The following is a 460-nucleotide window of genomic DNA, read 5'->3' as shown; positions in this document are numbered from 1 at the left end:
GGTTTGGCGTAGCCAAAAGGCTTTGCTTTTTATTTTGCCTCTGATATAATCAGTCTTATAAAGTACAAAGGTTGGTATATCAATGAAATTATACAGCAATAATCATTCAGTGTTCTTGTTGTATTATCATCTTGTGTTGGTCGTAAAATACAGAAGAAATGTGTTTGATGATGTTCATATTTTGTTCAAGGCACATCCGAATACAGAAATGACAAAATTCATCAATGCTTATAAGAGTGCAAGTTCTCGAATAATCAAGAGAGACTTTCCACAAGTGAAAAAGAAACTTTGGAAAGAGTTGTTTTGGTCAAGAAGTTTTTGCTTACTAACTACTGGTGGTTCTCCAATAGATGTAGTAAAGAAATATATTGAAAAGTGAGGTGAAATGATATGACAAAGCATAATAAAGCATATAAATTCCGTTTGTATCCAACAGAAGAACAAGCATATCTTATGCGTA

2 protein-coding genes are annotated in these 460 nt (G+C 32.4%); both read left to right on the top strand.

Features of this window, described 5'->3' with window-relative positions:
- The first annotated feature begins 82 nt into the window (after nucleotides 1-82).
- Nucleotides 83-379, top strand: a complete 297-nt coding sequence (gene tnpA, locus MR155_RS31385) for an IS200/IS605 family transposase (RefSeq protein ID WP_098169173.1) — start codon at nucleotides 83-85, stop codon at nucleotides 377-379.
- An 11-nt stretch (nucleotides 380-390) separates the two neighbouring features.
- On the top strand, nucleotides 391-460 hold a 70-nt coding region (locus tag MR155_RS31380), incomplete at its 3' end, for a helix-turn-helix domain-containing protein (RefSeq protein WP_242311681.1).

Origin of the sequence: Bacillus cereus group sp. BfR-BA-01331, assembly GCF_022663915.1 — a bacterium.
Classification (GTDB): domain Bacteria; phylum Bacillota; class Bacilli; order Bacillales; family Bacillaceae_G; genus Bacillus_A; species Bacillus_A mycoides.
Note: the sequence above shows the minus strand (reverse complement) of the source record. Positions and strands in the feature narration are given on the sequence as shown.